Genomic DNA, 23820 nt, shown 5'->3' on the forward strand with positions numbered 1-23820 from the left:
CCAGGCCCCACCACCCTTGCGCCGGGCCCGCCCCCCCCCCTGGGCGGGCCACCCCCCCCCCCCCCCCCCCCCCCCCGAGTCGTACCCGAGTGGCGGGCTCGGCGGACGGCGGTGACTGTGGAGGGTGAGTGTGGGGTGGCTCCCGAGGCGTGCCGACCGGGGCCGCGACCCCTCCGCGTTCTGCTCCTCCCGTCTGCCGCAACGGCGGGAGGCGCCCCATCGAGGAGGCCTTGATGCCTGAAGTCACAGCTCCCTATCAGCCCGGGACGCCCTGCTGGATCGACCTCGCGGCCCCTGACCAGCAAGCGGCCATCGACTTCTACTCGCAGGTCTTCGGGTGGACCGGAGAGATCGGGCCCCCGGAGACCGGTGGCTACGCGGTCTGTGAGCTCCACGGCAAGCCGGTCGCCGGAATCATGGCCGCGGTCGAGATGGGCGGCCAGCCCGCACCGCCGACCGTGTGGACCACCTACCTGGCGGCCGCCGACGCGGACGCCACCTCCGAGGCCGTGCGGGGAGCCGACGGCACGGTCCTGATGCCGGTCATGGACGTGATGACGCTCGGCCGGATGTGTATCGCGGCCGACCCCACGGGAGCGGTGTTCGGCGTCTGGCAGCCCAGGGACTTCCCCGGCGCCGGCATCGTCAACGAACACGGCGCGCTGATCTGGAACGAGCTCAACACCACCGACCCGTCGGCCGCCGCCGCGTTCTACAAGTCGGCCCTCGGCATCGAGAGCAGCCCCATGGAGGGCGCCGACAACTACTACTCCCTCCAGGTGAACGACCGTCCGGTGGGCGGGATGCAGCCGATGTCCGAGCAGATGCCGACCGACACCCCCTCGCACTGGCTGGCGTACTTCTCGGTGGCGGACGTCGATGAGACGGTCGAGAAGGTGACCGCGGCCGGCGGCGCTGCGCTACAGCGGCCCTTCGACATGATCGCCGGCCGGATGGCCGTGGTGAGCGACCCGCAGGGCGCGACCTTCGCCGTCATCGCTCCCAAGCCGATGAATCAGGGCTGATCCGGGCCGGGAAGGCCGGTGGCCAGGGGCTTTCCGGCCCCGGCCCACCGAACCGGCTCCGCTACGCCCGCGCCGTGTGGACCGTCTGCGCCGACAGGAAGAAGACATCGGGACGGCGGGTGATCCCGGCGGCGTCCTCGGGGTCGGTGAGGCGGGCCAGGGCGGTGCGGTCGTCCTCGTCGAGGCGGTCGCCGTACATGTCGCGCGCCCGGGTCAGGGTGGTCACGACGTAGGCGCGGGCGACGGCGGACAGCGGGGCCGGCAGATCCAGCAGGAAGCTGCGGGTGCCCGGCGCGCGCAGACCGGCGTCGGCGAGGAAGGCCGGCCAGTCCTCGGTCTCGTCGACGGTGTCCGGCAGCGCCGCACGCATCTCGCTGAACCACTCCTCACCGGCGGCGTCGAGCCGGGACTGAAGTCCAGGGCGGCCGATGCCGAGGTCGCGCGGCAGAAAGCGCGGGGTGAGGCCGCCCTCGGCGAGGGCGAGCAGTCCGCCGGGCCGCAGATGAGCGGCCAGGGCCGCGACCGCGGCACGCTGGTCACCGACATGGTGCAGCGCCTTGCTCGACCAGATGAGGTCGGCGCCGCCGAGGGCGTCGAGGCCGTCCGGGACCTCGGCGAGTTGGGTGTGGACCCGGTCGCCGAGGCCCAGGCGCACCGCCCGGTCGCGGGCCCGCTCCAGCAGTGCCCCGGTGGCATCCACCGCCACCACCTCGGCGTCCGGGAAGGCACGGGCCAGCAGACAGCTGACGACGCCCGGACCGCTGCCGATGTCCAGCACCCTGCGCACTCCGCCGGGAGCGGCCTCGCGCAGCCAGGACGCGGCCTGTTCGTAGAGCGGCGTGTACAGCTCGGCGGCTCGTTCGAGGTCCGGGCCGAGCACCTCCCAGTCGGGGTGGACGCTGTCGTGCCGGTGGTGGTGCCCGGGTCCGGGACGGTCGTGGTCGCTCATGCGTCGAGCCTCCGTGACGGGTGGTGCGCGTGCAATCCTGCGGGCCAACGGCCCCCCGTTCCCCCGCCAGAAGGGGTGATCGTAGGGTCTTGGCCTGTGGCTACTCCGGGATGGATGCCGCCGACGGATACCGAGCGGCGGCTGTGCGAAGCAACGGCGCGTGGGGACTGGGACGGTCAGGTCGCGGCAATCGCCGGTGAGGATCTGTATCTGGCGGTACCCCAGCAGGGTCAGGACCCGCTGCCCGTCTACGACGACCCGGCGGCGGGTGCGAAATGCATTCCCGTCCTGACCCGCGGCATGCTGCCGCCGTGGCAGCCGCAGCAGTTCTTCGACCGTGTCTCCGTCGAGGAACTGGCACAGGACTGGCCGAACGACAAGTGGCGCCTCGCGGTGAACCCCGGGACGCCGTGCGCCGCGTATCTCGCCGCGTCACCCGGCCACCGGGCCGCCTGGATGCGGGTCCGTGCCCAGGTCGGGGTGCGGCCGGGCGGACTGCTCGTCACGCACTACGGGGGTCCGCTGCACGGCCCCGTCGCGCAGGGGCTGGCGTGCGGTGCGCCGATCGCGGTGCACCACAGCGTGCCGTGGAACGAACTCGGTACGGCCTTCCTCGACCACGCCGCGGACGCCCAGACCCTGCGCGACCAGTGGTCGGTGACCGATCCCGGCACCTGGCAGCAGCGGCTGGACCAGCTGCTCGGCGGTCAGTTCGTACCGGCGGAGACCGAGACGGCGCTGCGGGCCCGCGCCCGGGATGCCGGGGCCCCAAAGGACGCGGCCGGCGAGCAGCCGGAGAGCGCGGGCTCCCGGGACGCGGCGCAATCGCCTGCCGTCCCCGAGCTCGTGACCCGGTACGAGGAGCGGTTCCGCGCGGACGGGCTGCTGCCGGCCGAGGGCCGGGTGGTGTCCCTGGTGGCGCTGGACCTTGCGCATGCCGTCGGTCTCGTCCGCTGGGGCCTGGGCGCCCGGCTGTGCGCACCGCACCAGGCCGAACAGGCCGTGCAGCAGGTCGCCGCGCGGGCGCGGGAGGTGTACGGCTCGTGGGAGGAGTTCGCCGCGGGCTATGCCCTGGGCCGGATGCTGGCGTTCGACAACGGCTGGTTCGGGCCGCAGTACGCGGAAGCGGTGCATCTGCACCGCGTGCTCACCCAGGACCCGTCCTCGCCGTGGCGCGGACTGCCCTTCGCCTGACGGGCGGGGCGCCCGGCCGACAGGCGGTCGCCCCCGACCGGCGCCCCGCGCGGCGCCGTTCGGTGTAGACGTAGGGCATGGATGTCGCGATCTGCCTGTTCAGCTCCGACCTGCGGCTGCACGATCAGCCGGTGCTGCATGCCGCGCTGCGCGCCGCGCGCCGGGTGGTACCGCTGTTCGTCGTCGACACGGGCATCGCCGACGCCGGGTTCGTGGTGCCCAACCGGGCCGCCTTTCTGGCCGATGCGCTGGCGGATCTCGATGCGGGACTGCGCGAACGGGGCGGTCGGCTGGTCATCCGTACGGGGGATGTGGTCACCGAGACCTGCCGGGTGGCGGCGGAGACCGGGGCCGGGGAGGTGCATCTCGCGGCCGGGGTGAGCGGCTATGCGCTGCGCAGGGAGCGGCGGTTGCGGGCGGAGCTGGCGTCGGCGGGGCGGGCCCTGGTGGTCCATGACGCGGTGATCACGGCGCTGCCGCCCGGCGCGGTGCTGCCCTCCGGGCCGGGCAGGGACCACTTCGCGGTCTTCACCCCGTACTTCCGGCGCTGGCAGGCGGCGGAGCGGCGGTCGGTGCTGCCCGCGCCCCGCTCCGTACGGGTCCCCGCCGGGGTGCGGTCCGAGAAGCTGCCGTCCGCGCGGGTGCTGTGCCCGGACGGCACGCCCTCGCCCGCGCTGCCGGAGGGCGGCGAACGGGCGGGGCGCCGCCGGTTCGGGGCCTGGCAGCGGTCGGGCATGGCCGACTACCAGGACCGGCAGGACGATCTGCCGGGCGACGCCACCTCGCGGCTGTCCCCGTATCTGCACTTCGGGTGCCTGTCTCCGGTGGAGCTGGTGCACAAGGCGGCGGCCCGCCGGGACGCCGGTGCCGAGGCGTTCGTACGCCAGCTGGCCTGGCGGGACTTCCACCATCAGGTGCTGGCGGCCCGTCCCGACGCGGCGCGTGCCGACTACCGCGCGCGGGGCGACCGCTGGCGCTTCGACCGCGCCGAGGTGACGGCCTGGAAGGCGGGCCGTACCGGCTACCCGGTGGTCGACGCGGGGATGCGGCAGCTGCTGCACGAGGGGTGGCTGCACAACCGGGCCCGGATGCTGGTGGCGAGCTTTCTGACCAAGACGCTGTATGTGGACTGGCGGGTGGGCGCGCGGCACTTCCTGGATCTGCTGGTGGACGGCGATATGGCGAACAACCAGCTCAACTGGCAGTGGGTGGCCGGCACCGGCACCGATACCCGGCCCAACCGGGTGCTGAATCCCCTCGTCCAGGCCCGGCGGTTCGATCCCCGGGGCGACTATGTACGGCGCTGGGTGCCCGAGCTCGCGGGCCTCGCGGGCGCGGCGGTGCACCAGCCCTGGAAGCTGTCCGGGCCCGAGCGGGCGGCGTACGACTACCCGGATCCGGTGCTGGACCTGGCGGACGGGCTGGTGCGGTTCAAGCGGGCACGCGGGCTGGACTGAGCGGGGCACCGGCCGGCCGTGTGTCGTGGGCGGCGTCCGGGGCGGGAGATGATGCAGGGCGGACCGACGGAAAGGACGGATACGACATGGGCGGGAGCGGTATGCGCCGCGGGCTGGACCCGACACAGCTGGACCGGGCACTCGGGGCGGCGGGGCCGAGGAAGCCGGCCGCACTGCCGACCTGGGCCCAGATCCGTACCGCGCTGCGCCGTACGCCACTGTCCGTGTGGCACGACGATGTGACGGACTGGGCCGCGAGCCTGACGTACTACTCGGTGCTGGCGCTGCTGCCGTCGCTGATCGTCACGGTCTCGCTGATCGGCCTCGCCGATCCGCCGGCCACCGAACAGCTCATCAACCAGATCAGTTCGTTCGCCCCGGCCGATTCGGGCCCGGCCGTCCACCGGGCGCTGGTCGGGATGGCGCATCAGCAGACCGCGGCGTGGGTGGTGCTGGGCGGCGCCCTGATCAGTGCGCTGTGGTCGTCGTGCAGCTATCTGGCGGTGTTCCGCCGCGCGCTGCACGCCATGCACCGCACGAAGGACGACCGGCCGCCGTGGCGCAAGGCGCCGCGCATCCTGTGCACGGCGCTGCTGCTGATGGCGCTGCTGATCAGCAGTGCGGTGGCGCTGCTGGTGAGCGGCCCGATCGCGACCGCGCTGGGCCGGGCCGTGGGGCTCGGCGAGGCGGGCGAGGCGACCTGGAATCTGCTGAAGTGGCCGCTGCTGCTGCTCCTGGCCACGGTGCTGGCGATGGTGCTGTTCCGTTCCGGGCCGCCCAGTTCCCGCGGGGTGCGCCGGGCCGCCCCCGGCGGTGTGGTCGCCGTGCTCCTCTGGCTGATCTCCTCGGCCGCATTCGCCCTTTACGCCTCGTACGTCGGCACCTTCAACCGGCTCTACGGTTCGCTCGCCGGCCCGGTGGTGTTCCTGATCTGGCTGTGGTTCTCCCACCTGTCGCTGCTGTCCGGCGCCCAGTTCAATGTGGAGCTGGCCCGCGCGGGGCGAGTGGTGCGGCCCCGCAGCGGCAGCTGAGCGGCCGCGGGGTCAGCGCACTCCGTGGCCCGGCGCGATGTCCTCGATACGGCGGGCGAGACCGAAGTCGAGGTGGGTGACCCGGCCGCCGATGCTGTGGGTGTTCAGCGCGATGCCGACCCGGTTGTAGCCCAGGGTGAGATCGGCATGGTGCCCCAACTCCTCCTGGATCTGCGCGATATGGACGACCATGGCGACGGCCGGGACATGCCCGTGGAAGAGATAGTGACGGCGCAGCGAGTCCCCCTCCACGGACCACCCGGGCAGCTCCGCGAGACGCTCCTCGATCTCCTTGTCACTGAGCGGTTCCACCTGAGCACTCATCACGCTCACCTCTCGCCGTGTGGGCCGGCCGCCGAGGAGCCGGCTTCCGATACGTCGCGCGGTCCGGGCAGCCCCCCGCTGCCGCGGCGGCCGCGCCGTTCCCAGCGTGTCACGCCGGCGGTCCTTTCGCGCGGACCGGCGGCGCGGGAGGCACCTCTCCCGTAGGGGTGGGGCCCGCCGCCCCTGGTCACCCCGGCCCTCCCGTAGGGGTCGGCCGGCTCGCCCCCTCCCGCCCCTCGGCTACCGTCCCTCCCATGACAACTGCTGCGGCGTCGTCGCCGGAGACGACCACGGGTGTGGGCGCGCTGCTGCGCGAATGGCGCGACCGGCGCCGGATCAGCCAGCTGGAACTGGCGCTGCGCGCCGACTCCTCCGCCCGCCACATCAGCTTCATCGAGACCGGCCGCTCCCGTCCCAGCCAGGAGATGGTGCTACGGCTCGCCGAGCATCTCGACGTCCCCGTACGGGAGCGCAACGCCCTGCTGATCGCGGCGGGCTACGCCCCGACCTTCCCGGAGACCCCGCTGGACGACCCGTCGATGACCGCCCTGCGCGCCGGCATGGAACGGCTGCTGACCGGCTACGAACCGTTTCCCGCGCTGGTGGTCGACGGGACCTACCAGGTCCAGGCGGCGAACCGCGGGATCAGCACGCTGCTGGAGGGCGTCGCCCCGGCGCTGCTGGAGCCACCGCTGAACGCCATGCGGATCACCATGCACCCCGAGGGCCTGGCCCCGCGCATCCGCAACTACCGGGAGTGGCGCGGCCACCTGCTCTCCCAGATGGAGCGGCAGTTGGCCCTGATGCGCTCGGCTCCCCTGCGCGCGCTCTACGACGAGGTGAGCGCCTACCCCCTGCCCCCGGGCGGCCGCGAAAAGGCAGCCCTCGGTGAGCACGTCCCCTTCGCCCTCCCCATGATGATCGAGCACCAGCACACCGTGCTGTCCTTCGTCTCCACCATCGCCACCTTCAACACCCCCATGGATGTGACGGTCTCCGAACTGGCCGTGGAAACCTTCCTGCCGGCCGACCCGGAGACTGCCGCGTATCTGCGCAAGGCGGGGCTATGAGGGGCGGGCGCCACCGGCGGTCTCACACAGCCGGCACCCGGTCCAGGAACCCGAGGACGGACCCGATCCGCCCGTCCTCCCCCAGCCGCACCACATCGAACCCGGCCACCGGCGCCGACCCGTCCGCCAGGCTGACCAGCTCCCACCCGAACCGCGCGATGTCGTGGTGCCCGTCCACCGCACCCACCTGCCGGAACTCATAACCGGGGAACTGCGCATGGGCCCCGGCGATCGCGGCCGCCAGCCCGTCCCGCCCCACGACATCCGCCAGCGGATCGGTATACCTCACGTCCGCACCGAACGCCGCCTCCACGGCCTTCCCCAGCGCCCCCTCCTCCCGCGCGTTCCACGCCTCGAAGTACCGCGCGACGGCCGCGGCGTACCGGTCCCCCGCCACGGACACCTGCTGAATGACCTGCTCCTGATGCTGCGTCATCCCGAACTCCCCATTCCTCGCACGATGTGCCGCATGCCGGCTGAACGGCATCGCGGCCTGACACCGGTTCACGGGCCGGAGTGCGCCGGCCCGTGAACCGATGCCTTCACCTTGCCGGGCGGCGGGGGGAGGGTCGATTACCTACGAGGTAATGAGCGCTCAGCGGTGATAGCGGATGTAGCCGTCGCCGTCGGAGTCCGACCCGCTCTTCGTGTAGGAGTGGACGTCCGAGCGGCTGCCGGAGGGCTTGTACAGGTAGATCGTGTCGCGGTCGTTGTTCCACAGGAAGTTGCAGTTGTCGCGGTAGACCACGTCGTACCGGTCGGAATCGGTGCCGTGGCCGCCCCGAAGCTTCACGTAGTCGCCGGGCTCAAGGTAGTGGCTGGCGGTGAAGGTGAAGCGGTTTCCGGTGGCGTCCTTGACGACGTAGCCCTTGAGGTTGATGGTCGCCGACGACGAGTAGTTCTTGATCGTCAGGTACTCCTGGTGAGTGTTGCCCGAGGAGCAGCTGTTGGAGTCCCGGCCGGGCGCGTCGTACTGGACCCCCCGGATCTTCAACGCCGAGTGGTACTCCGCGGCTTGGGCCGGCGCGGCGGCGAGAAAGGACAGCGCGCCGGCAAGGACGGCGGCAGCGGCGACAGCAGGACGCTTAGGCAAGAGAGATCCCCTCCACAGTCTGATGAACTCGTGTTGCATGTGGAGGACTTGCAACGGGGGGCGATGGTTGCACGCTGAACAACAACGACCGAACACGACCGGAAGGGATCGTTCAGGCCCCGCCCCCGTCCAGGAAGGCAGCGGCCGAAGCGAAAGGAAGCGTCAGCCCTCAACACCGGGAAACGGGCGCGCAGGACGGGGCCAGAGGGCGGACGTCAGCCCGATGTACCCGGCCAGGCCCAACGCGCCGCGCGCCATGTAGTCGAGCCACAAGGAGCCGAGTTCGGCGGCATCGGCCACTCCGACGACTCCCCACAAGAAGACGAGCGTGAGCGCGCCGGCCATCGCCACGGCGACCGCATAGCTCGCAAGCACTCCACCCCTCCTTCCGAGCCAACTGCCCAGCAGCCCTGACGGGATCTGCACCACCACATGGAAGGCCACACAGCCGAGCAGGGCGCCCAGCAGAATCATGACCGGTGGCACATCCGCCGTGGGATCGCCGGGCGGCGCCGCTCCGTAGGCATCCAGCACCCACCCCGGCGGCACAAGGAAGGTGAGCACCAGCAGCGCGCCACTCAGATGCATCGCACCGAGGTGCACCGCCACTCGACGAAGCCACATCATCGAACGACTCGCCGCTAAGGCCGGATGGTCGGACCCGGTACTCATGCAACCCCCAGATGAGCTCGGTCGGATCTCCTGATGCCGATGCCTCGGGGGTCAGTATGGGCGGGGCGTCTTTGATGCGGTCATGCGGGACCCGGTGCGCTGCCGCCCGCCGACGGCAGCGGTACTGTGCGCGGCCGGACCGGCTGGTATCCGTGCAGGTCAGAGCGGGTGGCTGGGGTAGCCCCGGATCCGGTCGGAGGTCGAGGGGGGCCGCCATTCGGGTGACCGTCGGGGACGGGATCGGGGAGGCCCGTCAGGCGGTCGGTGAGGGGTGTGTCTCTCGCTGTCACCACTGCTCACGGGCCGGACCGCCGCCTCGCTGGTGGTGGACGTTGCGCAGAACGGGGGGCGGCCTAGCCTGGGGGGTATTGCCACGCTTGCCCCGGCCCCGTGCCGCTGGGCGGCATCCGGCGGCGACCGCGGCAAATCCGGGTCCGCCCGTGCCGAGCGGGTGGTCGGTGAGCAACGCCGACGAGAGGACACGCCATGAGCACCCCGACACCCGACGAAAACGCGCCCCCGAGCGAGGCATCGTCCGCCGAGGGAGCGCGGTCCGCGACGGAGGCGGATACCCAGGCCGCCCTGGTCGAGCTGGCGAACAGCATGGCCCTGCTGCCGCAGGCACCGCCGGTCGAGGGCGAGGAGCCGCGACCGGAGGGCGCTGTCTCGCTGCCGGTCATCGAGCAGGACGGCAATCGCTACATCCCCGTCTTCACCACCGAGGACGCGCTGGTGGCGGCCGGGGGAGATCCCGGCGCCGCACTCAGCATCCCCGTCGTCGAGCTGGCCGCGAACTGGCCGGCGGACGATCTGTGGCTGGCGGTCAACCCGTCCACCGAGGAGGGCCTCGCCCTTCCCCCCGACCTGGTACGGGCACTGCCCGTCTTCAGCCAGGCGGGCGCGGAGGGCGGTGGCGCGGCCGGGGAGCCCGGCGGGCCCGCGGGCGGATAGCGCGGAGGGCGGTGGCGCGTCGGGCCCCTGACCGGCACGCCGGGCCCCGGCCGCGCCGGTCGCGCCAGGCCCGGGCCGATACCGGACCGCGCCGGGCGGGGCCGGGGCGGGGCGGGGCGATGACGGACGGCGCCTGGCCCGGGCGATGACGGCCCGCGCCAGGCACGGGCAGTGACGGCCCGGTGAAGAACGGGCCGATGGCTCGCGCGCCACGACCGGCCCGGTAGCAGCCCCGCCGGAGGGCAGCCACACCCCCTCGGGTGGCGCCAGCCCCCGGTCCGGTGCGGGGGTGGACCGGCTGTCCGGGCAAGGGCCGGGTCGGAAGACTCGGCGGTATGACGACGAGGGTGGAATTCTCCCGGCCGGCCGCCGGTCCGGCGACGGACTCGGGCAGCGACTTCGCGCGGCTGTCGCGGCGCATCGTGGCGGCGGGGCTGTTGCGGCGCCGGCCCGGCTACTACGCGGTGCGGCTCGCGCTGGTGACGCTGGCGTTCGCCGGGGGGTGGGTGGCGTTCTTCGCGCTGGGTGACAGCTGGTGGCAGCTGACCGTGGCCGCGTTCCTGGCTGTGGTGTTCGCGCAGGTCGCGCTGGTCACCCATGATGTGGCGCACCGGCAGGTGTTCCGCGGGCGGCGGCCGAGTGTGACCGGCGGGCTGCTGTTCGGCAACCTCGGGGTGGGGATGTCGTACGGCTGGTGGATGAACAAGCACACCCGGCATCACGCCAACCCCAACCACGAGGAGCTGGACCCGGATGTCGCGCCGGACATCCTGGTGTGGTCACGGGACCAGGCGCGGGCCGCCAAGGGGCTGCCCCGCTTCATCGGCCGCTATCAGGCGCAGCTGTTCTTTCCGCTGCTCACGCTGGAGGGGTTCAACCTCCGGGTGTCGAGCATCCGGGCGCTGCGGTCGCCGACCATGAAGCACTGGGGCAGCGAGGCGGGGCTGCTGCTGACGCATATCGTGCTGTATCTCGGCGCGCTGTTCCTGGTGCTGTCGCCCGGTAAGGCGCTCGCCTTTCTGCTCGTCCACCAGGCGCTGTTCGGCGTCTATCTGGGGTGCACCTTCGCACCGAATCACAAGGGGATGCCGACGCTGACGGGCGGCCCCCGGCCCGACTTTCTACGCCGGCAGGTGCTGACCTCGCGGAACATCCGGGGCGGGGCGCTGATCGACTTCCTGCTCGGCGGGCTCAATTACCAGATCGAGCACCATCTCTTCCCCAGCATGCCGACACCGCATCTGCGGCGTGCGCGGACGATCGTGCGGGCGTACTGCGCCGAGCTCGGTGTCCCGTACCACGAGACCGGGCTGGTCAGGTCGTATGCGGAGGCGCTGCGGCACTTGCGGCGGGCGGGGGAACCGCTTCGTGGTCCGCGGGCGTAGGCGGCGTCGTCACGGTTTCCGCCTCCTCCCGGCGCGCGGTACGGCGGGCCGCCATCCAGGCGTAGACGAGGATGCCGGCGAACAGGAAGAGCACGCCCTGGTAGATCGCGGCGTAGCCGGCGCCGGCGACGAGCCAGAAGGTGAAGCCGAAGGCGGTCAGGGCGAGGGTCAGATCGCGGGCGAAGCGGGCCGGGCGGACCTTGTCGCGGCGGCCGCTGAGCAGGAAGTAGACCTGGGCGCCGGCGGCGAGGAGGTAGGGCACGGTCGCCGAGAAGGTGGTGATCAGTACCAGGATCTCGAAGACGCCGCCGGAGCCGATCAGGTAGTTGATCACCGTGAGGGCGCTGGCCAGCACCCCGGCGGCGATGACGCCGAAGGTCGGCACCCCGCGCCGCTTGGTCAGGAACGGTGCGGGGAACAGCCCGTCCTTGGCCGCGGCGTACGGGGACTGGGCGCTCATCAGGGTCCAGCCGTTGAGGGCGCCGATGATCGAGACGACGGCGGCGATCGCGACGACCGTGCCGCCCCAGTGTCCGCCGAACATCGCGTTCACCGCGTCGGAGAACGGCGCCTGGGACTTCACCAGCTTGTCGTGGGCGACGGTGCCGAAGACGGCGACGGTGCCCAGGAGGTAGACCACGGCGGAGCCGATGGTGCCGAGGACGGTGGCCCGGCCGACGTTCCGCTCCGGGTCGCGGACCTCGCCCGCGCTCATCGCGGCGGACTCCACACCGACGTAGGAGTAGAGCAGGATCGCGGCGGCCGCGGACATCCCGCCGAGCGCGCTGCCGCTGCCCTCGTGGAACGAGCCGAGGTTGGCCGGGTCGAAGAAGAACAGCCCGACGACGGCGATGAAGAGCAGCGGGATGAACTTGAGGACGGTGGAGACCGTCTGGACCAGGCCGATGTAGCGGGTGCCGGCGAAGTTGGCGAGGGCCGGCAGCCAGAGCGCGCCGAGGGCGATCGCGAGGTCGGTGGTGTCGGACGGGCGGCCCGGCAGCAGCACATGGACATAGCCGACGATGGCGACCGCGAGTGCGGCGTTGCTCACCCAGGTCATGGTCCAGTACGACCAGGCGGAGAGGAACCCGGCGAAGTCGCCGAACGCCTCACGCGCGTAGACGTAGGGGCCGCCGGTGTCCGGGTGGCGCTCGGCCAGTCGTCCGAAGACCAGGGCGAGGGCGACGGCACCGACGGTCAGTACGCCGAAGGCGACGAGGCTGACGGTGCCGAACGGGGCCACCGATGCCGGCAGCAGAAAGATGCCGCCACCGATGATGTTGCCCATCACTAGGCAGGTGGCGGTTCCCAGACCGAAGCGGCGCGTGTGCCGGTCGTTCATGGCGTGGTGGGCCTCTCGTCGTGCGCTGTGCACCCGGGGTTACCGAGCGGGGTTCATCGTCGGCGATCGGTGGCCTCCGCCAAAATCAACGGGATTTGTCCTGCGCGGCGGGGTCCTGGGGTGAAAAACCTTCGGGCGGACGCACCCCGTGCCGGACTTCGTCCGCGGCGGGCCCGAGCGGCAGTTGAGGCCCCTCGGCCTCCCCCAGCCAGCGGCGCAGCACCCGGTGCACCTGTTCGGCGCCGGTCAGCGGCTCGCCGTCCGGTGCCGGCGGGGTCAGCTCGACGGGCCACAGAAGGAAGGGGCGGCTCTGGGCGCCGCCCAGCCCGCCGTGCGAGCCGATCTGCTCCTCGAAGGCGTGTACCGCGCCGGTCGCCGGGTCGCAGGCGGAGTTGACCATGAGGTCGGCGACATGCGGGAAGCGGTCGGTACGGCGTACCGCGTCGGCCGCGCCGTCGCCGAACGGTGCCAGGGGGTCGGCGCCGATGAGGCGGCCGGTGTCGAGATGGTGCTCGGTACCGGCCGGGCCGAGCACCACGGGGCCGTGCACCGCGGAGCGGACCAGCAGAAAGCCGATACCGGGGTGGTTGGCGAGGGTGGAGAGCAGGGCGGGGTGTCTGCGGTCCAGTTCCTCGCGGGTGATCCGGCCGGGCACATCGGGGAACGACACCAGACCGAGGTTTCCGGAGGCCAGCACGAGGGGGTGGGACGAGCCCGGCCCGGCCGTCCGCTCCTGGCCCTGCCCCGCCGCCTCCTCGGGCCGGTGCAGCGCGGCCCGCGCCGCCGCCCTGGCCTCGGCTCCGCTCGGCGTGCGTCCCGCGCGGCGCGGCACCGGCAGCCCGCAGCCGGCGCGGACGAGATCGCCCAGGCTCAGCCCGTAGCGCTCCAGGAACGTCGGGCCGTGGCTCTGGCCGTGGTCGGAGAGCACCACGATGCGGTACGGGCGCGGTGCGTGCCGGGCGGCCCTGGCGATCAGCCCGAGGGCCCGGTCGAGGCTGCGCAGGACCTGGAGCGCGTCGCGGTGGGCGGGTCCGGAGTGGTGGGCCACCTCGTCGTAGGCGACGAGGTCGGCGTAGATGGCGGTGCGGCCGGCGAGCAGGTCGCCGATGACGGCCGCGACCACCACATCGCGCTCGACGACCGTGGCGAAGGCCCGGATGACGGGGTAGAGGCCGCCGCGCTTGACGCGCGGCAGTTCGCGGCGGAAGCGGGTGCGCAGCGACTGGACGATCTCCCGGACGACCTCGGCGACGAAGGAGACGGCGGTACGGGTCGCATTGGCCGGGTCGGAGAAGTAGGCGAAGTAGCCGGCCCGGGAGCGGTTGTGTCTGCCGCGCCGGGCCGCCACCGACATCACCAGGGCGACCTGGTCGGCGCCGCCGCTGAAGAGGTTGCCGCGGCTGGCGCCGTCGTAGGCGAGCAGTCCGCCGTCGCCGGTGCGCTCGATGGCGCGGCGCTGGAGTGCGGCGGCGCTGCTGGGCCGGTTGCTGACGATGACGGTGCGGGTGTCCTTCTCGTACCAGCGGAAGGCCGGCAGATCCTCGTTGCTGCCGTGCAGGAGGGCGAGCTGGCTGGCGCCGGTCTGGCTGGACCAGTCGGTGCGCCAGGGGGTGAGGCGGTGGCTGTCGCCGGTCCAGCGGGCGAGGGTCGGCATCAGCGGCCGCTCGCCCCGGACGGCCTCGCGCAGCAGGTCGTGGCCGACGCCGTCGAGCTGGAGGAAGACCGTGCCGGGGGTGGCCGGGCCGGTGGCGGGGCGGGCCCGGCGGCCGCGGCGGCCGGCGAGCCGGACCAGTCGGCGGTGGTAGGCCTCGTCGTTGCGTACCGCGAGGAAGGCGGAGGTGGCCGAGGAGGCGGCGGACATCGCGGCCGCGACGATCACCGCGGTCTCCGGTGCGGCCTGTCCGCGCCCCTCGGGGATCAGATCGAGGGCGAGCAGCAGCAGGGAGCCGTTGAGGAAGAAGACCAGCAGTCCCAGGACGAGCGCCGGCACCAGCAGCAGGGCGCGGACGAGAAGGGGCCACACCAGGGCGCTGAGCAGGCCGAACGCGCCGGCGCCCAGGGCGGCGGTGACGGCTGTGCGGGTGAGGCTGTCACCGCCCGGCGACTGGAGCCAGAAGTCGGGCAGCAGCCCGGCGAGCACGAGCAGGGTGAGGCTGGACACCAGCCAGACCGCGAGCACCCGGAACAGGGCACCGCTGAGCGCTCTCCACTTCGGCATCCGCACGCCGTTCACCTCACCCTCCGGCCCGTTCCGGCGGTACGGGCCTGCCGCCAGCATGGCACCAGGCGTCGGAGGGCGAGAGCGCCTGTGGATAACCGCGTCGGTCGCTCCCCGTCAGCCGTTTTCCGGGCCGGAGGGTGCAGGATCGAGGGGACTGCACACGGGAAGCAGGAGAACCGCACACGGGAAACGGGACGGCCGCCCGCGGAACGGGCCGGCGCGTCGGGACGGGAGGTGCTCGGTGTCGGTGGAGGTCACCTGGTGGGGGCATGCCACTGTGACGGTCGAGGACTCCGGGGTGCGGGTGCTGACGGATCCGCTGTTCGTGCGGCGGCTGGCGCATCTGCGGCGCCGCCGGGGCGCGCTGCCGCCGGCCGAGGCCGCACGGGCCGATGTCGTCCTGGTCTCGCATCTGCACGCCGACCATCTGCACCCCGCCTCGCTGGCCCGGCTCGCGCCGGGGACCCGGCTGGTGGTGCCGCGCGGGGCGACGGCCGCGGTGCCGGGGCTGCGGCGGGTGGCGGCGGCCCGGGCGCTGCGGGTCACCGAGCTGCGGGCGGGCGAGGAGTGCGCGGCCGGTGCGGTGACGGTCCGCGCGGTGTCCGCCGCGCACGACGGGCGGCGGCTGCCCTACGGACCGCGCCGGGTCCCGGCGCTGGGCTATGTCGTACGGGGCGCGGCCCGGACGTACTTCGCGGGCGACACCGGGCTGTTCGAGGAGATGGCGGCGGAGGTCGGGCCGTGTGAGGTGGCGCTGTTGCCGGTGGGCGGCTGGGGGCCGTTCCTGGGGCACGGGCATCTCGACGCGCGGCGGGCGGCGCAGGCGGCGGCGCGGCTGGCACCGTGCTGCGCGGTCCCGGTGCACTACGGCACGTACTGGCCGATCGGGCTGGATGCCGTCCGGCCGCATGAATTCCACGCACCGGGCCAGGAGTTCGAGCGGCAGCTGGCGCGGCTGGCGCCGGAGGTGACGGTGCACCGGCTCGGGCACGGCGAGTCGGTCCGGCCGAAGGTCGTGTGATGACGCTCGTCGGTGAGCTGGTGCGCAGTGTGCCGCCGGAGTCGACCCAGCAGGTGGTCGGCTATCCGTCGCTGTTCCTGCTGGTGGTGCTCGGGTCGCTGGTTCCCGTGGTGCCGACGGGCGCGCTGGTCAGCTCGGCGGCGGTGGTCGCCTTCCATCACACCGCGCCGTTCGCCCTGCTGATGGTCTTCGTGGTGGCGTCGTCCGCGGCGTTCCTCGGCGATGTGGGGCTCTATTCACTCGGGCGGCGCGGCAGCCACTCCCCCCACGGCTCGCGCTGGCTGGCACGGCTGCGTGCCCGCGCCGCCCCGGAGCGGCTGGCCCGGGCGCAGCACCAGCTGCGCGAGCACGGGGTGCTGGTGCTGGTGCTGTCCCGTCTGGTGCCCGCCGGGCGGATTCCGGTCATGCTGGCGTGTCTGCTCGCGGCGATGCCGCTGCGGCGGTTCGTCCGTGGCGACCTTCCGGCGTGTCTGGCGTGGGCGGCGACGTACCAGCTCATCGGGCTGCTGAGCGGTTCGCTGTTCCGCAGTGCGTGGCAGGGCGTGGCCATGGCGATCGCGCTGACCGTGGTGCTGGGCGCGGCACCGACCGTCTGGCGGCGGGTCCGGCCGGCGGGGGGCGAGGGCGGGTCGTAGGTCCCGTCGTCCGAAGTCCCGTCCACGGACCGCCCGTTCCGCTCGGCGGCGGTGCGACGCTCAGCGCTCGGCCAGCACCCGCGAGGCGCCGACGGGCAGGTCCCAGAGGTTCTCGCGGGGGCGGCCGGTGGCGGCCCAGGCGGCGCGGACCCGGTGCAGCGGTTCCAGGGGCGGCTCGCCGGAGAGCAGAAAGGTCGACCAGTGCATCGGGGCCAGGGCGCGGGCGCCCAGGTCCTGACAGGCCCTGACCGCCTCCTCCGGGTCGGTGTGCACCGGCCGCAGCATCCAGCGCGGGTCGTACGCACCGATGGGCAGCAGTGCCAGGTCGATACCGGGGTAGCGGCGGCCGATCTCCTCGAACCAGTGGCCGTAGCCGGTGTCCCCCGCGAAATGGATCCGCCGCCCGTCGGGCGCGGTCAGCAGCCAGCCGCCCCACAGGGAGCGGCAGGTGTCGGTCAGCGTCCGCTTGCTCCAGTGGTGGGCGGGGACGAAGTCGAAGCGTACGAGGCCGCCGGGCGCGGGCAGTTCGACCGCTTCCCACCAGTCGAGGTCGGTGACCTGGGTGAAGCCGCGCCGACGGGCCCAGGGCGCCAGTCCGGCGGGGAGCAGCAGCGGGGTGTGCCGCGGCAGCCGCTTGAGGGTCGGGGCGTCGAGGTGGTCGTAGTGGTTGTGGCTGATGACGACGGCGTCGACCGGCGGCAGGTCCTCCCAGCGGACGCCCACGGGGGTGACCCGGGCGGGCGTGCCGAGGATCTTGCGGGACCAGACCGGGTCGGTCAGTACGGTCAGCCCGCCGACGCGGATGATCCAGCTGGCGTGCCCGGCCCAGGTGAGGGCGAGGGTGGTGGGGCCGGCGGCCGGCATCGGGCCCGGTGCGAAGGGGAGTTGCTGGATCTCGGGGAGCGTCTCGGGGGGCGGGCGGAGTTTGCCCTCCCGGGCGATCCGGGCCAGGGCACGGACGCCGGGCAGCGGCGCGGTCAGCCGGTCGGTGAAGTCACGTGGCCAGGTGCGGGGTTCGCCCAGCGGGCGGGGCGGGGCCAACGGGGGCGGGGTGGCGTGCGGGAGGACCGGCCCGTCCGTGGTGGCGTGCGAGGGGACCGGTCCGTCCACGGTGGCCGGGCCCGCGGGGTGGCCCGCTGATCCGGCGCCCCCTCCCCCGGCGGCTCCCCCGGCCCCTCCCCCGCCCGGTCCACCGCCGTCGCCGGGTGCGGCGGGCGGGAGTCGCTCGGTGTCGGAGGGCTGCTCGGCGAGGGAGCGCTCGGTCTGTTCGGTCATCGAGGGGCTCCTTTCGGTGGACGGAACCGGGGCGGAGTGGGGGCGAGGGGGCGGCGCGGGCGGGCGCCGGGCGACGGCGGTCAGCCGCCCGCGGACGTGGTGAGTCCGGCCAGGGCGCGGGACAAGGCGGTCAACGCCTCGGTGATGTGCGGGAGTTCCAGCGGATCGGGGGCCGCCAGGGCACGCCGTCGCTGCTCCCGGTCGGCGCCCAGCAGCACCTCGGCGCCGAGCCGTACCCGCAGGGCGCCCGGCGCGTCACCGAAATGGTGTCCGCCGCGCGCCGCCCAAGGCGCCAACTTCCGTTCCAGCGCGTGCGATTCCACGATCCCGCGGGCTCCGAGGGGGCGGCGCAACGGTTCGAAGTCGGCGTACAGATGGCTGCCGGAATGCGGCGGACGGCAGACCGCGCCGGCCTCGGTGACGGTGTGGTGGAGCGCCGCGGCGAGCGCGCCGTACACCCGGGCGACGGTGGCCGTCCGGGCGCGCACCTCCTCGGGCTCGCCGAGCGCATGGGTGACGGCGCAGCCCAGCGGCCCCGGGAGCGGCGTACGGGATGCGGCGAGCACGTCCAGCACGGTCGCCTGGAGGGCGGCGCCCCGGTCGTTGGCGGGGAAGCGGGCCAGCGCGGCGGGCCAGGAGTCGGGCACCAGGGTGGCCCGCAGGTCGGTGAGCACCACGACCCCGTCGGGCAGCATCTCGGCGGGGCTGAGCAGCACGGTGTCATGCGGATCGTGCAGCAGATCGCGGCGGGTCTCGTCGCTGATGACCCAGAGTCCTTCGTCCGCCGCCGCCTCACAGACCTCGTGCAGTTGTTCCGGCGCGGGGCAGGTGCCGGTCGGGTCGTCGGCGACGGACAGGACCAGCACGCGGGGGGTTTCGCCGTCCATCCGGGCCCGGCGGACGGTCTCCAGCAGCGCGAACGGGTCGGGCACCCCGCCCGATTCCGCCGGTACGGGGGCGAGGTGCACCGGCCGGCCGAGCAGCCGGGCGGGGGGTGCGTACGACGCGGAGCAGGGCCGCGGCAGCACCACCGCCCCGCCGGCCGCCGCGTACAGCGCGAGGAGCAGGGCCGGCGCGCCGGGGGCGGCGAGCACCCGGTCGGGGGTGGTGACCAGACCGCGGCGTTCCCAGTAGCCGCAGGCGGCGGTGCGCAGCGGCGCGGCGCCGCCCAGGGGTTCGGCTTCGCTGCGGTCGGCGGCCGCGGCGAGGTGCGCGGCGAGTTCCGGGAGGACCGGCAGGCCCACCGGCGGATCCGGGTCCGGCTCGTGCCGCGGATCCCGGGCGGTCCGCTGCATCCGTACCTCCACTCCACGACGGCGGGTCGATCATGGGCCCATCACATGAAGGGCGGCACCGACCACCTTGGCAGATCGCGGGGGTGGCGACGGGGGGCGACACGTCAGCGGAGGGTGGGACCGGTGCTCAATGCGCCGGGTGTGCCGGCGGCGCCGCGTAGCGATGCACCGTCACCACCTCGCCGCCGCCCCAGTCCTGCCGCTCGGTGCCGCGGCGCTGCCAGCCCAGCCGCTCGTAGAGGGCGATGGCCGCGGTGTCGGTGGTCTTCACCTCCAGTACGGGCCGCAGGCCGCGGGACGCCGCCTCCGCCTCGACGGCGCGCAGCAGCCGGCCGCCGAGGCCCGCACCGCGTGCGGCGGGTGCGACATAGAGCCGGCTGACCTCGGGGCCGCACAGCGCCGCATGACCGGCGACCGTGCCGTCCGCCTCGGCGACCCAGGCGGCGGTCAGCCCGTCGGGGGTCAGCCAGCGCGCCGGGTCGTCCGGCCAGTGGTGCGGATAGCCGCTGCGGGTGTGCACCTCGGCCAGGACGGCCACACAGGCGTCGAGGTCGCTGTCATGGCGTCTCCTGATCATCCGGGCATGGAAGCACGGCCCGCCGGGTCCCGGCAGCCCGTGGGCCCCGGGCCGGACGCTCCGCGGCGCCGCGCGCGGGGCCTCCGCGTCGGGATCCGGCCTGTTCCAGGCGGTCTGGGGTACAAGGTGGCGCATGCGATCGCTACTGACCCATCTCGACCGGCGGACCTTCGACCTGATTGCGGCGCGCGAATGGCCGGGCGCGCAGCGGGTGCTGCCCCGGCTGACCCGGAGCGCCAATCATGGGCTGCTGTGGTTCGGCCTCGCGGCCGGTGCGGCCGCGCTGGGGGGCCGGCCGATGCGCCGGGCCGCGCTGCGCGGAGTGGCCTCGCTGGCCGTGGCCTCGGCGACGGTGAACACCCTCGGCAAGCGCTCGGTGCGGCGGCAGCGCCCGCTGCTGGACGCGGTGCCGGTGATACGGCAGCTGCACCGTCAGCCCTTCACCTCGTCCTTCCCTTCCGGGCACGCGGCCTCGGCGGTGGCGTTCGCGACCGGGGTGGCCATGGAGAACAAGTGGTGGGGGCTGGCGCTGGCGCCGGTCGCCGCTTCGGTGGCGTTCTCCCGCGTCTATACGGGCGTGCACTATCCGGGTGATGTGCTGGCGGGGGCGGCACTGGGGGCCGGCGCGGCGTTCGCGGTGCGCGGTTTCGCACCGACCCGCGCCCAACTGGCACCGCCCGCCCGGCCGCGTGCGGAGGCGCCCGCGCTGCCGGGCGGCCGCGGACTGGTCGTGGTCGCGAACCAGGGCTCGGGGCAGCGTTCCGGCCCCCGCCCGGACCGGGCCGAGGAGGTGCACGGGGTGCTGCCGCAGGCCGAGGTGACGGTGTGCGGCGAACCGGACGGGCCATCGCTGGACAAGGCCCTCGAAGATGCCGCGGAACGGGCCAGAGCGCTGGGTGGGGCGCTGGGCGTGCTCGGCGGGGACGGCACCGTCAACGCCGCTGCGGCGGTCGCGGTACGGCACGGGCTGCCGCTCGCGGTGCTGCCCGGCGGCACGCTGAACCACTTCGCGTACGACCTGGGGATCGAGACCTATGCGGCGGCGGCCCGCGCCGTGGAGACCGGGGAGGCCGTCGCGGTGGACGCGGCGCGCTTCCGGGCCGGGCCGCATCTGGAGGGGCGGCAGTTCCTCAACACCTTCTCGATCGGCGCGTATCCGGAGCTGGTGCGGATCCGCGAGCGGTGGGCGGGCCGGATCGGGGCCTGGCCGGCCGGGGTGCTGGCGGCCTGGGAGGTACTGCGCACCGCCGAGCCGCTGACCCTGCGGATCAATGGTGAGCGGCGCGCCGTATGGCTGCTGTTCGTCGGCAACTGCCAGTACCGGGGGCTGGGGTTCGCGCCGGTGCGGCGGCACGATCTGGCGGACGGGGTGCTCGATGTACGGGTGGTGCACGGCGGCCGGCTGGCCCGCACCCGGCTGCTCCTCGCGGCCCTGTCGGGCACCCCGCGCAGCACCCCGGTGCTCGGTGAGGCGCGGCTTTCCCGGCTGCGGATCAGCGACCTTCCGGAGGGCACCACGCTGGCCTTCGACGGCGAAGTGGCCCACGCTCCCAGCGAGTTGACGCTCGACAAGCAGAAGGAGGCGCTGACGGTCTACCGCCTCCTGCCCGAATGATGAGATCGCACTCTCATTATTCGGGATAGCGGCGTACGGTGTGATCACCACGCCGAGGGGCGGCCGCAGCGCGGTGCGGGCGGCCGCCCGGGCGGCGACCGGAGGTGTCGCCGTACGCCGTCCGGTCGCCTCCCCCGCATGCGAAGGAGCCGACCATGCCGCAGGAATCCGCCGTCTACACCCATGGCCACCACGAGTCCGTACTGCGCTCCCACACCTGGCGCACCGCCGCCAACTCGGCCGGCTACCTGCTCGACGCACTGCGTCCGCACATGCGGATCCTGGACATCGGCTGCGGCCCCGGCACCATCACCGCCGATCTGGCAGCGCTGGTGCCGGACGGCCAGGTCACCGGCCTGGAGTACGCACCCGAGATCCTGGAGCAGGCGCGCGCCACGGCCGTCGGCCGCGGACTGACGAATGTCCGCTTCGCGGTCGGTGATGTCCACGCACTGGACTATCCCGATGACACCTTCTGCGTGGTGCACGCCCATCAAGTCCTCCAGCACGTGGGCGATCCCGTCCAGGCGCTGCGCGAGATGCGCCGGGTCACCAGGCCGGGCGGGATCGTCGCCGTCCGCGATTCGGACTACGCGGCGATGACCTGGTACCCGGAGTCCGCCGGAATGACCGACTGGCAGCGGCTGTACCAGCGGGTGGCCCGCGCCAACGGGGGCGAGCCGGACGCCGGACGCCGGCTGCACGCCTGGGCACGGCAGGCCGGTTTCGCCCCCGACGCGATCACCGCCACGGCCGCCACCTGGCTCTTCCACACCCCCGAGGAGCGGTCCTGGTGGAGCGAGCTGTGGGCGGACCGCACGGTCAGCTCCTCGTATGCGCAGCTCGCGCTGGACGGCGGGCACGCCACAGCGGCGGAGCTGCAACGGATCGCGCGGGCCTGGCGGTCCTGGGGCGCCGACGAGGACGGCTGGTTCGGCATCCTGCACGGCGAGATCCTCTGCCGGGTCTGACGGCGGGGCCCGGCCGGCCGGCGCGCCGTCGGGCCGGGCCCGCTCACCCTTACCCTCCCCGCTCCCTCCGACAGCCCAGCCGCACCCCCTCCCGGGCAGATAAATCCTATTAATCCCGATATGGATGGGGCGTGACCCCTCAACGACGCCTGGCCGCGATAGCGGCGCTGACCCTCCTGGCGGTGGGCTGCGGAACCCAGCAGTCCACCGGCCCCAGACGCTCCGCGCCATCCGCCCCGCCCGGCGGCGCCCGGGCCTCCGCCGCGGCCGGCTTCACCCTCCTGGCCACCGGCGACGTACTGCCGCACGGCGAGATCATCCGGCGGTCCGGCGACGACGCGCACGGCAACGGACATGACTTCCGGGCCATGTTCGCCGGGGTGAAGCCGGTGGTCTCCGGCGCCGACCTGGCGATCTGCCATATGGAGACGATCTACGGCAGGGACGGCGGGCCGTTCACCGGCTACCCCAGCTTCAAGTCCCCGCCCCAGGTCGCTGCCGCCCTCAAGGACGCCGGCTACGACTCCTGCTCCACCGCCTCCAACCACACCCTCGACGACGGCGTCGACGGGGTGCACCGCACCCTCGGCGCCATGGACGCGGTCGGTCTGCGCCATGCCGGCTCGGCCCGCTCCGCCGCCGAGGCCGCCCAGGTCACGCTGCTGCGGGCCGGTTCCGCGAAGGTAGCCCAGCTCTCGTACACCTACGGCACCAACGGCATACCCCTGCCCGGCAAGGCGCCCTGGACGGTCAATCTGATCGACCGCGAGAAGATCCTCACCGACGCCCGCGCGGCCCGCCGGGCCGGTGCGGACGTGGTGGTCGTCAGCATCCACTGGGGCACGGAGTGGCAGCAGCCGCCGGACGAGCAACAGCGCACCCTGGCCCGCGCGCTGACCGCCGCACGCACCGGCGGACGGCCCGACATCGATCTGATCCTGGGCACCCATGCCCATGTCCCGCAGCCCTACGAGAAGGTCAATGGCACCTGGGTCGTCTACGGGATGGGTGATCAGCTCGCGGGCCACATGTTCAACCACAGCGACCAGCCGGACGGCCGCGGCAACCAGAGCTCGATGGCCCGCTTCACCTTCGCCGGTCCGACCGCTCCCGGCGGGCGCTGGACGGTCCGCAAGGCGGAGTTCCTCCCCCAACTCACCGATGTGAACGACGGCTTCCACATCGTGAACCTCAATGCGGCGCTGGCCGAACGGCCCGGACGCAGCGACTACGCACGGGCCCGGGACAGCATCCGGGAGATCGTGCTGTCCCGGGGCGCGGCGAAGAGCGGTCTGATCATGGCCAAGTGATCGCGGACCGGCAGGTCCCCCAACTAGGGTGGCCCGTATGGACATTCTGGGGACCTCATTGCGGGTGTGCGTCGGTGATCTCGATTCCGCGATCGGCGTCTACGAACGCCTGACCGGCGCGGAGGCGATCCGCTTCCAGCGCGGCGGGGTGGCCGTCGCGGCCGTCGGATGCTTCTTCCTGATGAGCGGCCCCGAGGCGGAGTTGTCGGTGCTGCGCAAGATCACGGCAACCCTCGCCGTCAAGGACGTCGACGAAGCGGTGGCCGACCTGAAGGCGGTCGGCGCCGACATCATCGCCGGCCCCCTCCCCACCCCGATCGGCCGCAACCTGGTCGCCCGCCACCCGGACGGTTCCGTCTTCGAGTACGTGGACCGGAGGCAGGACGGGGAGGGGTAGCGCCGCCCGG

The 23820-nt window shown here is 73.4% G+C and carries 23 protein-coding genes; 13 read left to right on the forward strand and 10 right to left on the reverse strand.

Annotated elements, in window-relative coordinates; genetic code table 11:
* Positions 1-233 precede the first annotated feature (233 nt).
* Positions 234-1025, forward strand: a complete 792-nt coding sequence (locus ACZ4XD_RS30100) for a VOC family protein (RefSeq protein WP_468047200.1) — start codon at positions 234-236, stop codon at positions 1023-1025.
* A 61-nt stretch (positions 1026-1086) separates the two neighbouring features.
* Here ACZ4XD_RS30100 and ACZ4XD_RS30105 read toward each other — a convergent pair whose 3' ends face one another.
* Complete coding sequence (locus tag ACZ4XD_RS30105) at positions 1087-1974, reverse strand: class I SAM-dependent methyltransferase (protein ID WP_468047202.1); 888 nt, start codon at positions 1972-1974, stop codon at positions 1087-1089.
* 114 nt (positions 1975-2088) lie between these two features.
* On the opposite strand from ACZ4XD_RS30105, the gene ACZ4XD_RS30110 reads away from it, so the two are divergent.
* From ACZ4XD_RS30110 to ACZ4XD_RS30120, 3 genes are all read left to right on the forward strand, one after another.
* Complete coding sequence (locus ACZ4XD_RS30110; RefSeq protein WP_468047204.1) at positions 2089-3168, forward strand: DUF1266 domain-containing protein; 1080 nt, start codon at positions 2089-2091, stop codon at positions 3166-3168.
* A gap of 77 nt (positions 3169-3245) precedes the next feature.
* Positions 3246-4625, forward strand: coding sequence for a cryptochrome/photolyase family protein (locus ACZ4XD_RS30115; protein ID WP_468047206.1), 1380 nt, complete (start codon positions 3246-3248; stop codon positions 4623-4625).
* Between the two features lie 86 nt (positions 4626-4711).
* The gene (locus tag ACZ4XD_RS30120; protein WP_468047208.1) at positions 4712-5656 is read left to right on the forward strand and encodes a YihY/virulence factor BrkB family protein; all 945 of its coding nucleotides are present in this window, start codon (positions 4712-4714) and stop codon (positions 5654-5656) included.
* Between the two features lie 12 nt (positions 5657-5668).
* On the opposite strand, the gene ACZ4XD_RS30125 is transcribed toward ACZ4XD_RS30120, so the two are convergent.
* A complete protein-coding gene (locus ACZ4XD_RS30125; protein WP_468047210.1) occupies positions 5669-5980 on the reverse strand; it encodes a 4a-hydroxytetrahydrobiopterin dehydratase in 312 nt (103 codons plus the stop codon).
* Between the two features lie 254 nt (positions 5981-6234).
* Here ACZ4XD_RS30125 and ACZ4XD_RS30130 point away from each other — a divergent pair, with 254 nt between their 5' ends.
* Complete coding sequence (locus tag ACZ4XD_RS30130) at positions 6235-7050, forward strand: helix-turn-helix domain-containing protein (RefSeq protein ID WP_468047212.1); 816 nt, start codon at positions 6235-6237, stop codon at positions 7048-7050.
* A gap of 22 nt (positions 7051-7072) precedes the next feature.
* Here the strand turns inward: ACZ4XD_RS30130 and ACZ4XD_RS30135 are convergent, their stop codons facing one another.
* The 3 genes from ACZ4XD_RS30135 to ACZ4XD_RS30145 form a co-directional block, all read right to left on the reverse strand.
* Positions 7073-7453, reverse strand: coding sequence for a nuclear transport factor 2 family protein (locus ACZ4XD_RS30135; RefSeq protein ID WP_468047299.1), 381 nt, complete (start codon positions 7451-7453; stop codon positions 7073-7075).
* A gap of 192 nt (positions 7454-7645) precedes the next feature.
* Positions 7646-8182 (reverse strand): lamin tail domain-containing protein, encoded by a 537-nt coding sequence (locus ACZ4XD_RS30140; RefSeq protein ID WP_468047214.1) that lies wholly within the window; start codon positions 8180-8182, stop codon positions 7646-7648.
* A gap of 123 nt (positions 8183-8305) precedes the next feature.
* Positions 8306-8770 carry a hypothetical protein gene (locus tag ACZ4XD_RS30145; RefSeq protein ID WP_468047215.1) on the reverse strand — a complete coding sequence of 155 codons (465 nt, stop codon included), beginning with the start codon at positions 8768-8770 and terminating at the stop codon, positions 8306-8308.
* A 531-nt stretch (positions 8771-9301) separates the two neighbouring features.
* On the opposite strand from ACZ4XD_RS30145, the gene ACZ4XD_RS30150 reads away from it, so the two are divergent.
* Together ACZ4XD_RS30150 and ACZ4XD_RS30155 are read left to right on the forward strand one after the other, a co-directional pair.
* Complete coding sequence (locus ACZ4XD_RS30150; RefSeq protein WP_468047217.1) at positions 9302-9766, forward strand: SseB family protein; 465 nt, start codon at positions 9302-9304, stop codon at positions 9764-9766.
* A 335-nt stretch (positions 9767-10101) separates the two neighbouring features.
* Positions 10102-11151, forward strand: a complete 1050-nt coding sequence (locus tag ACZ4XD_RS30155; protein ID WP_468047219.1) for a fatty acid desaturase family protein — start codon at positions 10102-10104, stop codon at positions 11149-11151.
* On the opposite strand, the gene ACZ4XD_RS30160 is transcribed toward ACZ4XD_RS30155, so the two are convergent.
* A complete protein-coding gene (locus ACZ4XD_RS30160) occupies positions 11081-12493 on the reverse strand; it encodes an amino acid permease (protein ID WP_468047220.1) in 1413 nt (470 codons plus the stop codon). The genes ACZ4XD_RS30155 and ACZ4XD_RS30160 overlap by 71 nt on opposite strands.
* Positions 12494-12578: 85 nt before the next feature.
* Entirely contained in the window at positions 12579-14711 is a 2133-nt protein-coding gene (locus ACZ4XD_RS30165; RefSeq protein ID WP_468047301.1) for a phage holin family protein, read from the reverse strand.
* Between the two features lie 244 nt (positions 14712-14955).
* Between ACZ4XD_RS30165 and ACZ4XD_RS30170 the strand changes: the two genes are divergently transcribed.
* Positions 14956-15735 (forward strand): MBL fold metallo-hydrolase, encoded by a 780-nt coding sequence (locus ACZ4XD_RS30170; protein WP_468047222.1) that lies wholly within the window; start codon positions 14956-14958, stop codon positions 15733-15735.
* Positions 15735-16370: a DedA family protein gene (locus ACZ4XD_RS30175; RefSeq protein ID WP_468047224.1), complete on the forward strand. Its 636-nt coding sequence runs from the start codon at positions 15735-15737 to the stop codon at positions 16368-16370. The genes ACZ4XD_RS30170 and ACZ4XD_RS30175 overlap by 1 nt, the downstream gene beginning before the upstream one ends.
* 60 nt (positions 16371-16430) lie before the next feature.
* On the opposite strand, the gene ACZ4XD_RS30180 is transcribed toward ACZ4XD_RS30175, so the two are convergent.
* The 3 genes from ACZ4XD_RS30180 to ACZ4XD_RS30190 form a co-directional block, all read right to left on the reverse strand.
* Positions 16431-17645, reverse strand: coding sequence for an MBL fold metallo-hydrolase (locus tag ACZ4XD_RS30180; RefSeq protein ID WP_468047225.1), 1215 nt, complete (start codon positions 17643-17645; stop codon positions 16431-16433).
* 80 nt (positions 17646-17725) lie between these two features.
* On the reverse strand, positions 17726-18940 hold the full coding sequence (locus ACZ4XD_RS30185) for an aminotransferase class I/II-fold pyridoxal phosphate-dependent enzyme (protein ID WP_468047227.1): 1215 nt from the start codon (positions 18938-18940) through the stop codon (positions 17726-17728).
* 127 nt (positions 18941-19067) lie between these two features.
* Positions 19068-19517, reverse strand: coding sequence for a GNAT family N-acetyltransferase (locus ACZ4XD_RS30190; protein WP_468047229.1), 450 nt, complete (start codon positions 19515-19517; stop codon positions 19068-19070).
* A 133-nt stretch (positions 19518-19650) separates the two neighbouring features.
* Between ACZ4XD_RS30190 and ACZ4XD_RS30195 the strand changes: the two genes are divergently transcribed.
* The 4 genes from ACZ4XD_RS30195 to ACZ4XD_RS30210 all read left to right on the forward strand — a co-directional run bounded on the left by ACZ4XD_RS30195 (position 19651) and on the right by ACZ4XD_RS30210 (position 23810).
* Positions 19651-21132, forward strand: a complete 1482-nt coding sequence (locus ACZ4XD_RS30195; RefSeq protein ID WP_468047231.1) for a phosphatase PAP2 family protein — start codon at positions 19651-19653, stop codon at positions 21130-21132.
* A 155-nt stretch (positions 21133-21287) separates the two neighbouring features.
* Positions 21288-22103: a class I SAM-dependent methyltransferase gene (locus ACZ4XD_RS30200; protein WP_468047233.1), complete on the forward strand. Its 816-nt coding sequence runs from the start codon at positions 21288-21290 to the stop codon at positions 22101-22103.
* Positions 22104-22234: 131 nt separating this feature from the next.
* Positions 22235-23413: a CapA family protein gene (locus ACZ4XD_RS30205; RefSeq protein ID WP_468047235.1), complete on the forward strand. Its 1179-nt coding sequence runs from the start codon at positions 22235-22237 to the stop codon at positions 23411-23413.
* A 37-nt stretch (positions 23414-23450) separates the two neighbouring features.
* On the forward strand, positions 23451-23810 hold the full coding sequence (locus ACZ4XD_RS30210) for a VOC family protein (protein ID WP_042161205.1): 360 nt from the start codon (positions 23451-23453) through the stop codon (positions 23808-23810).
* Positions 23811-23820 lie beyond the last annotated feature (10 nt).

The organism is Streptomyces sp. NPDC029466, from assembly GCF_055574515.1.

Coding starts and splice junctions, on each gene's coding strand:
- ACZ4XD_RS30190 (WP_468047229.1), bottom strand. CDS start 19,517: ATGATCAGGAGACGCCATGACAGCGACCTCGACGCCTGTGTGGCCGTC.
- ACZ4XD_RS30115 (WP_468047206.1), top strand. CDS start 3,246: ATGGATGTCGCGATCTGCCTGTTCAGCTCCGACCTGCGGCTGCACGAT.
- ACZ4XD_RS30145 (WP_468047215.1), bottom strand. CDS start 8,770: ATGATGTGGCTTCGTCGAGTGGCGGTGCACCTCGGTGCGATGCATCTG.
- ACZ4XD_RS30155 (WP_468047219.1), top strand. CDS start 10,102: ATGACGACGAGGGTGGAATTCTCCCGGCCGGCCGCCGGTCCGGCGACG.
- ACZ4XD_RS30105 (WP_468047202.1), bottom strand. CDS start 1,974: ATGAGCGACCACGACCGTCCCGGACCCGGGCACCACCACCGGCACGAC.
- ACZ4XD_RS30180 (WP_468047225.1), bottom strand. CDS start 17,645: ATGACCGAACAGACCGAGCGCTCCCTCGCCGAGCAGCCCTCCGACACC.
- ACZ4XD_RS30210 (WP_042161205.1), top strand. CDS start 23,451: ATGGACATTCTGGGGACCTCATTGCGGGTGTGCGTCGGTGATCTCGAT.
- ACZ4XD_RS30160 (WP_468047220.1), bottom strand. CDS start 12,493: ATGAACGACCGGCACACGCGCCGCTTCGGTCTGGGAACCGCCACCTGC.
- ACZ4XD_RS30130 (WP_468047212.1), top strand. CDS start 6,235: ATGACAACTGCTGCGGCGTCGTCGCCGGAGACGACCACGGGTGTGGGC.
- ACZ4XD_RS30120 (WP_468047208.1), top strand. CDS start 4,712: ATGGGCGGGAGCGGTATGCGCCGCGGGCTGGACCCGACACAGCTGGAC.
- ACZ4XD_RS30100 (WP_468047200.1), top strand. CDS start 234: ATGCCTGAAGTCACAGCTCCCTATCAGCCCGGGACGCCCTGCTGGATC.
- ACZ4XD_RS30150 (WP_468047217.1), top strand. CDS start 9,302: ATGAGCACCCCGACACCCGACGAAAACGCGCCCCCGAGCGAGGCATCG.
- ACZ4XD_RS30200 (WP_468047233.1), top strand. CDS start 21,288: ATGCCGCAGGAATCCGCCGTCTACACCCATGGCCACCACGAGTCCGTA.
- ACZ4XD_RS30110 (WP_468047204.1), top strand. CDS start 2,089: ATGCCGCCGACGGATACCGAGCGGCGGCTGTGCGAAGCAACGGCGCGT.
- ACZ4XD_RS30195 (WP_468047231.1), top strand. CDS start 19,651: ATGCGATCGCTACTGACCCATCTCGACCGGCGGACCTTCGACCTGATT.
- ACZ4XD_RS30185 (WP_468047227.1), bottom strand. CDS start 18,940: ATGCAGCGGACCGCCCGGGATCCGCGGCACGAGCCGGACCCGGATCCG.
- ACZ4XD_RS30165 (WP_468047301.1), bottom strand. CDS start 14,711: ATGCCGAAGTGGAGAGCGCTCAGCGGTGCCCTGTTCCGGGTGCTCGCG.
- ACZ4XD_RS30140 (WP_468047214.1), bottom strand. CDS start 8,182: ATGCAACACGAGTTCATCAGACTGTGGAGGGGATCTCTCTTGCCTAAG.
- ACZ4XD_RS30125 (WP_468047210.1), bottom strand. CDS start 5,980: ATGAGTGCTCAGGTGGAACCGCTCAGTGACAAGGAGATCGAGGAGCGT.
- ACZ4XD_RS30175 (WP_468047224.1), top strand. CDS start 15,735: ATGACGCTCGTCGGTGAGCTGGTGCGCAGTGTGCCGCCGGAGTCGACC.